We start from the raw sequence: 6,175 nt of genomic DNA, 5'->3' as shown, positions 1-6,175 counted from the left end.
CTGCCCTTCTTTTCCTGTCGCCCCCCCCCCCCCCCCCCCCCTCCCCCCCCCCCTCCCCCCCCCCCCCCCCCCCCCCCCCCCCCCGCGGCCGTGGAGGTAGAGCTGTGGACCTGTGGCCGGCAGACCCGTAGCCTCCCTGCCCCCTTCAGAGCCCGTAGGTTCCGGGTAGGGACCATAGGTCCGGGTAGGGCCTATAGGTACGGGTAGGGGCCATAGGTCCGGGCAGGCGGCGACGCTCGAAGCCGGGGCTGGGTCAGTGGCTGGGCCTGGGCCTGGGGCGGTGTCAGCCCTGGAGGAGCTTCTTCACCACGGCGGCGACCCGGCCGCCCTCGGCCAGCCCGGCCACCTTCGGGTTCACGATCTTCATGACGGCGCCCATGGCCCGCGGCCCCTCGGCACCGGCCGCCTTCGCCTCCGCCACGGCCTGCTCGACGATCGCGTGCAGTTCCTCGTCGGACAGCTGCTTGGGCAGGTAGCCGGCGAGCACCTCGCCCTCCGCCTTCTCCCGCTCGGCCTGCTCGGGACGGCCTCCCTGGGCGAAGGCGTCGGCCGCCTCCCGGCGCTTCTTCGCCTCGCGGGTGATCACCTTGAGGATCTCGTCGTCGGAGAGGTCCCGCTTCTCCTTGCCCGCGACCTCCTCCTTGGTGATCGCGGCGAGGGTCAGCCGGAGCGTCGAGGAGCGGAGCTCGTCGCGCTCCTTGATCGCGGCGTTGAGGTCGTCCTGCAGCTTCGACTTGAGCGTGGTGGTCATGGCCCGATTGTCGCAGGTACACGTCCGCCCGTGCCCGCCCATTTCCCCGCCGGCCCCATCCCCCGGTGCCCATCCGTTTCGCCACCGGCCCCGTTCCCCCAGGGCCCGTCCCTTGCGCGACCGGAGCCCGTCCGCCCCGGCCCGCCTCTCCACCGCCGCCCCCGTCCCCGTCGTCCTTGTCGTCCTCGTCCCCCTCCGCCGGACCGGTGGCCGGTCTCGGCGCGCCCAACCCGTCTGACACGATGGACAGATGCGCGCGCGATACGGAATCCCCCTGGGAATCGTGGCGGCCGGCACCGCCGGCCTGGTCTACGCGGCGGGCTTCGAGGCCCGCTCCTTCCGCCTCCGACGGGTCACGGTCCCCGTCCTGCCCCCGGGCATGCGCCCGCTGCGCGTCCTCCAGGTCTCCGACATCCACATGGTCGGCGGCCAGCGCAAGAAGCAGCGCTGGCTGCAGTCGCTGGCCGGGCTCCGCCCCGACTTCGTGATCAACACCGGGGACAACCTGTCGGACCCCGAGGGCGTCCCCGAGGTGCTGGACGCCCTGGGCCCGCTGATGGAGTTCCCGGGGGCGTACGTCTTCGGCTCCAACGACTACTACGGCCCCAAGCTGCGCAACCCCGCCCGCTACCTGCTGGAGAAGGCGAGCGGACGCCACGGGCTGAACGGCAACGCGCCGGCGGTGGGCGCGGTCCACAACCCGTGGGAGGACCTGCGGGACGGCTTCGACTCGGCGGGCTGGCTGAACCTGACGAACACACGGGGAGTCCTCAAGATCGAGGGCGCCTCCATCGAGCTGACCGGCCTGGACGACCCGCACATCAAGCGGGACCGGTACGCCCGGGTGGCCGGCGGCCCGTCGGAGGGGCACGACTTCTCGCTCGGCGTGGTCCACGCGCCGTACCTGCGGGTACTGGACGCGTTCACGGCGGACGACTATCCCCTGATCCTGGCCGGCCACACCCACGGCGGCCAGCTGTGCATCCCCTTCTACGGCGCCCTGGTCACCAACTGCGACCTGGACACGGACCGTGTGAAGGGCCTGTCCACGCACACGGCGGAGGGCCGTACGTCCTACCTCCACGTCTCGGCGGGCTGCGGCACCAACCGCTACACCCCGGTCCGCTTCGCCTGCCCGCCCGAGGCGACGCTGCTGACGTTGGTGGAGCGGGGGTAGGAGGCAGGGGGCTGGGGCAGGGTTCACGATTGGTCCCGAACCGGGGATCCGGTCACCGAGACCCGGTCGCCGAGACCCGGGCACCGGAGCCCGTAACCCACCCGGCCCAACCCACCTGGCCGCACCCCTCCCCCGCTCCTAGCGTGAGGGCATGACCGCCCCGATACCCAGGGACATCCCGGACCTGCCCGCGGTCCCGGGCCCGCCCGTCCTGCTGCCCGCACCGGTCCCGGCCACGGCGGTGGTGGGCCCGGTACGCCGCCCGTCGGCCGCGGTGTTCCGCCTGCTGATCTCCGTGGCGGCGGCGGGCGGGGTCGCGCTGGAGCTGCTGCTGGGCAGCCCGGCCCGCGTACTGGGCTACTTCAGCGTGCAGGCCAACGTCCTGGTGGCCTTGATCATGTTCCTGTCGGCGACGAGGGCCTGGCGGGCCCGCCGCCCGCTCCCGTCGTCGGTGACCGGCGCCGCGCTCCTCTACGTCGTGATCGGCGCGCTGGTCTACCACCTGCTCCTGGCCCACACGACGCCCCCGTTCTCGCTGACCGGCGCGACGACGGCGCCGGAGCGCTGGCACGCCCAGTGGACGGCGCTCCAGATCCTCCACGTGCTGGTCCCGGCGGCGGCGGTACTGGACTGGCTCCTGCTCACACCGGCGCCCCGCCTGCACCTGCGCCAGGCCGCGGCGTGGCTGCTGTATCCCCTGGCCTACCTGGCCTTCTCCTTCATCCGGGCCGCGTTCCTCCCGCCGACCGACCCGTCCCGCCACCTCTATCCCTTCCTGGACGTGACGGCCCACGGCTACCGCGGCACCCTGGCGAACGCGCTCCTCCTGGGCCTCGGCATCTACGCCCTGGGCATTCTCCTGGTGGCCTTGGACCACACCCGCCCGTCCCCGACCCGCCACCGCGTCTGAACCGGATTTCGCCTACAGCCCCCAGTGGGCTAAAGTAAACGTCGTCGCCGCGGGAAGCAGCGACACCGGGGTGTAGCGCAGCTTGGCAGCGCGCTTCGTTCGGGACGAAGAGGTCGTGGGTTCAAATCCCGCCACCCCGACAGCCAAAAGAGCAGGTCGGGATCCTAGGAACGTTCCTAGGATCCCGACCTTCTTTTGTGTGCGTGTCTATCTGCGTGACTATCGCTTTCCGCGTGTCTACGACCGTCGCTCCTGCGGGCCGAAGATCCCGTCCATGACCACGGCGCCGGTCTGGATCACGGGCCGGATCTGCTTCCGGTAGACCTCCTCCGTCACGGCCGTGCCCGAGTGTCCGACGAGCCGGGAGATCTCCTCCAGCGGCACGCCCTGGTCGGAGAGCAGGGACACGAAGCTGTGCCGCAGTTCCCTCGGGGTCCACTCGTCGGGGTCGATCCCGTCGATGCCCTTCAGCGCCTGGCGGAAGGCGCGGCGGACGTTCGCGGCGTCGAGCGGCTTGCCCACGGCCGAGGAGAAGACGAGGCCGTGTTCCTCCCACTTGCCGCCGGCGGCGAGCCGATCCCAGCCCTGGTCCTCGAACTGCTGCCAGAGGGCTTCGACGCAGCGCGCCGGCAGGGCGAGGGTGCGCCGGGACTTCCGTGTCTTGGTGTCCCCGCCCGGCCGGACCGAGCGCCATACCGCGATGTGCGGAGGCTGCGGCGGGTCGGCGTCCGGCTTGCCCTTCAGGAAGACGTGGTCCCAGGTGAGTGCCCGCAGTTCCTCGGTACGTGCCCCGGTCAACAGGGCGACGACGATGTACGTGTACATCGAGGTCCCCTCGGCGCCCTTGAGCACGGCCTCGGCTTGGGCGAGGGTGAGTGCCTTGGAGGGGCGCCCCTCTTGTCCCTGCGGGACCGAGCACAGCTCGACGACGTTCCGCTTCACCTTGTCCCGGGCCATGGCCCGCTTGACCGAGCGGTTTAGGCACGAGTGGATCGACTGGAGGGTGCGCGTGCTGAGCGTCTTCGCCTTGGCGGCCAGCCAGCGGTCCACGTCCTCCGCGCTCAGGTCACGGAGCTTGCGCGCACCGAGCGACGGGATGACGTGTGTCTGGCACAGGATCGCGCAGGTCTTGGCCGTACTGGTGTCGACGCCCACCAGGCCGTACGCGAGCCAGTCGGTGACCGCGTCCTTGACCGTGTAGTTGGTGGGCGCGATCGCGAGACCGTCCTCATGGTCCCGCAACACCTCCTTGAGCTTGTTCTTCGCCTCGGTCTTCGTCTTGCCACTCCCCCGCTTGACGATCCGCTTGCCGCTCGGATCGAAACCCTGGCTCGCCGTGGCGATCCACCGTTGCCGCTTCTCGTCCCAGTGCAGGCCGCCGTCACCACGGCTCCGACGCTTGGTCATCAGGCCGCACGCTCCATCTGTCCGGCGATGAAGTCACCCAGGGCGGATGCGGGGATGCGCCGGCACCGGCCGATGGTGACCGAGGGCAGCCGCCGGGTGCGGATCAGGTCGTACACCGTGGACCGGCCGACCCTGAGGCGGGCCATCACCTCGGTGACGGTGAGCAGTTCGTCATCACGCATGGTCGGGTTCTCCTTGCATGGTGGGGGCAGTGGAGCGCGAGGACGCGAAGAGGGATTCGGCAGCGGTGAGACCCGTGCCGGCGAAGCGCCAGTGGGTGATGACCAGGACGGTGTCCGGGTCGGGCAAGGGGTGGTCCGCTTCTGCCGCGCGGGCGCGGGCCAGGGCTTCGTTGTGGTCGGCGCGTTCCTGGCGGAGGGCGCCGAGGGTAACGGAGTAGGTGCGGGACTTGGTGGAGAAGTGGCCGCGGAAGCCGAGCATGTGGGCCCACTTGCGCAGGCGCAGCGCTTCGAGTTCGGGGAGTGCGCCGAGGTGCCAGCAGGTGAGGATCATCCGGCGGGCGTGGTCGGTGACGCCGGATGCGATCAGGTCGGTGATCGGGTTGCGGACGGGGCGGTCGAGGGTGCCGGCCGTCTCGGCGCCTTTGGTGGCGTACTTGGCGATGTAGGCGGCCACGGCCCGGCTGGACAGCTCCGAGGTGCCCGCGAAGTCCGCCGGGCGGATGGGGCGGATGTCGAGCTGGTCGCCGAAGCGGAATACGTGGGCATGGCCGTCGAGGACCGGGCCGGGTGTCTCGGCGAGGCGGGCGGCCGAGCGGATCGCGTCGGTGAGGAGTTCGGTCGTGGCCCAGGCCGGCGGGTCGTCCTCCGCGCCTCCGGGGCCGTCGAGGCGGATGACCGCGTGGAAGTGGACGGCGCCGCGCCGCTGGTACTCGGCGACCTTGGCGTACGACACCCGGAGGCGGTCACGCGTCGCGGAGCGGGTGAGGCCCGCGCGGGTGGCGATCTGCTGGCGCAGGTAGGTGGTGAAGCGGCCCCAGAGAGCGCCGGCGTGCGCGTTCCAGAGGACGGCCGCCCGGTAGTTGTAGCGCTCCGGGTCGAGCGGCGTGCCCAGAGCGGGGTCGTCCTCGGTGTGCGTACGTCCGCAGCGGCACCGGCCGCCGGACGGACGGTTGTGGACCGGGCCGAAGGACGGCGCGGTGAAGGTGGCGAAGACGCGGGGGTGCCGGGCGACCGCCGGACCGATGCCCTTACCGCCGCTCAGCCCGGCCGTGACGAGGTGGAAGGTGTCTTTGCGGTACGTCTCCGCGCAGGTGGCACACCGGGTGGCGCGACGGTTGTTGCATCGGATGAGGAGCTGTCCGGCCGGAAGGTCGCGGTCGGTGATCTCCCGGACGATCTCGCCGGTGGCCGCGTGGACGTCGAGCCGGTGACCCTCCATTCGTACGGGCCGCTCGCAGCCGCCGAGGCGCTGGATCTGCCGGGCGTAGGAGCCGAGGTCGCTGTGCCGGGCGAGGGCGGCCAGGTGACGGATGGCTCCAAGGGGAGCCGGTGGGCGCATGTGCAGGTTCCTCCTTGTGGTGCGGGTGTTGAGCCCTGCCCTGAATGTCTAGGGGGCTAGACATTCAGGGCAGACGAAAGGAGTCGTTGGTTCAGCGGCGGGTGAGGAGAGAGCGGAGAACGACGGCGCACACGGCGACCGATGTCGCGGTCACAGTGACGGCGAGCAGCATGGAGACGAGGACGGCACCCACGACCAGGACCACGGCGGTTCCACCACCGACGAGGGCAAGCGCCGTGCCGGGCGTCAACTGAATGGCCGGGCGGGCCGGCACCGGAGGAGTGGGCGTCGAGGGCGTGACCGGGGTAGCTGCGGACGGTTCTACGGCAGTCGTGGGCGCGGCGACCGGGACGGTCGGTTGCGGCATGGTGGGGATCTTCGGCCGGATCAGGAGCAGGGCTCCTTACGG

The 6,175-nt window shown here is 71.3% G+C and carries 7 protein-coding genes and 1 tRNA gene; 3 read left to right on the top strand and 5 right to left on the bottom strand.

From position 1 onward, the window contains the following. Nucleotides 1–283: 283 nt before the first annotated feature. Nucleotides 284–751, bottom strand: coding sequence for a GatB/YqeY domain-containing protein (locus tag ACZ4W9_RS16065; RefSeq protein ID WP_467936013.1), 468 nt, complete (start codon nucleotides 749–751; stop codon nucleotides 284–286). Nucleotides 752–1,001: 250 nt separating this feature from the next. Between ACZ4W9_RS16065 and ACZ4W9_RS16060 the strand changes: the two genes are divergently transcribed. The 3 genes from ACZ4W9_RS16060 to ACZ4W9_RS16050 all read left to right on the top strand — a co-directional run bounded on the left by ACZ4W9_RS16060 (nucleotide 1,002) and on the right by ACZ4W9_RS16050 (nucleotide 2,978). Further along, nucleotides 1,002–1,928 (top strand): metallophosphoesterase, encoded by a 927-nt coding sequence (locus ACZ4W9_RS16060; RefSeq protein ID WP_467936011.1) that lies wholly within the window; start codon nucleotides 1,002–1,004, stop codon nucleotides 1,926–1,928. Between the two features lie 151 nt (nucleotides 1,929–2,079). Next, on the top strand, nucleotides 2,080–2,838 hold the full coding sequence (locus ACZ4W9_RS16055) for a Pr6Pr family membrane protein (protein WP_467936009.1): 759 nt from the start codon (nucleotides 2,080–2,082) through the stop codon (nucleotides 2,836–2,838). 66 nt (nucleotides 2,839–2,904) lie between these two features. Continuing rightward, a tRNA-Pro gene (locus ACZ4W9_RS16050) sits at nucleotides 2,905–2,978 on the top strand. 97 nt (nucleotides 2,979–3,075) lie between these two features. Here the strand turns inward: ACZ4W9_RS16050 and ACZ4W9_RS16045 are convergent. From ACZ4W9_RS16045 to ACZ4W9_RS16030, 4 genes are all read right to left on the bottom strand, one after another. Further along, the gene (locus ACZ4W9_RS16045; RefSeq protein ID WP_467936007.1) at nucleotides 3,076–4,245 is read right to left on the bottom strand and encodes a site-specific integrase; all 1,170 of its coding nucleotides are present in this window, start codon (nucleotides 4,243–4,245) and stop codon (nucleotides 3,076–3,078) included. Further along, nucleotides 4,245–4,427: a helix-turn-helix domain-containing protein gene (locus ACZ4W9_RS16040; RefSeq protein WP_030782002.1), complete on the bottom strand. Its 183-nt coding sequence runs from the start codon at nucleotides 4,425–4,427 to the stop codon at nucleotides 4,245–4,247. The genes ACZ4W9_RS16045 and ACZ4W9_RS16040 overlap by 1 nt, the downstream gene beginning before the upstream one ends. After that, nucleotides 4,420–5,766: a replication initiator gene (locus ACZ4W9_RS16035; protein WP_467936005.1), complete on the bottom strand. Its 1,347-nt coding sequence runs from the start codon at nucleotides 5,764–5,766 to the stop codon at nucleotides 4,420–4,422. Before ACZ4W9_RS16035 ends, ACZ4W9_RS16040 begins: the two co-directional genes overlap by 8 nt. A gap of 91 nt (nucleotides 5,767–5,857) precedes the next feature. After that, on the bottom strand, nucleotides 5,858–6,157 hold the full coding sequence (locus tag ACZ4W9_RS16030; RefSeq protein WP_467936210.1) for a SpdD-like protein: 300 nt from the start codon (nucleotides 6,155–6,157) through the stop codon (nucleotides 5,858–5,860). Nucleotides 6,158–6,175: the final 18 nt, after the last annotated feature.

This window comes from Streptomyces sp. NPDC029296, from assembly GCF_055569255.1.
The sequence above is the reverse complement of the archived record's forward strand: the minus strand, read 5'-3'. Positions and strand labels throughout refer to the sequence as shown.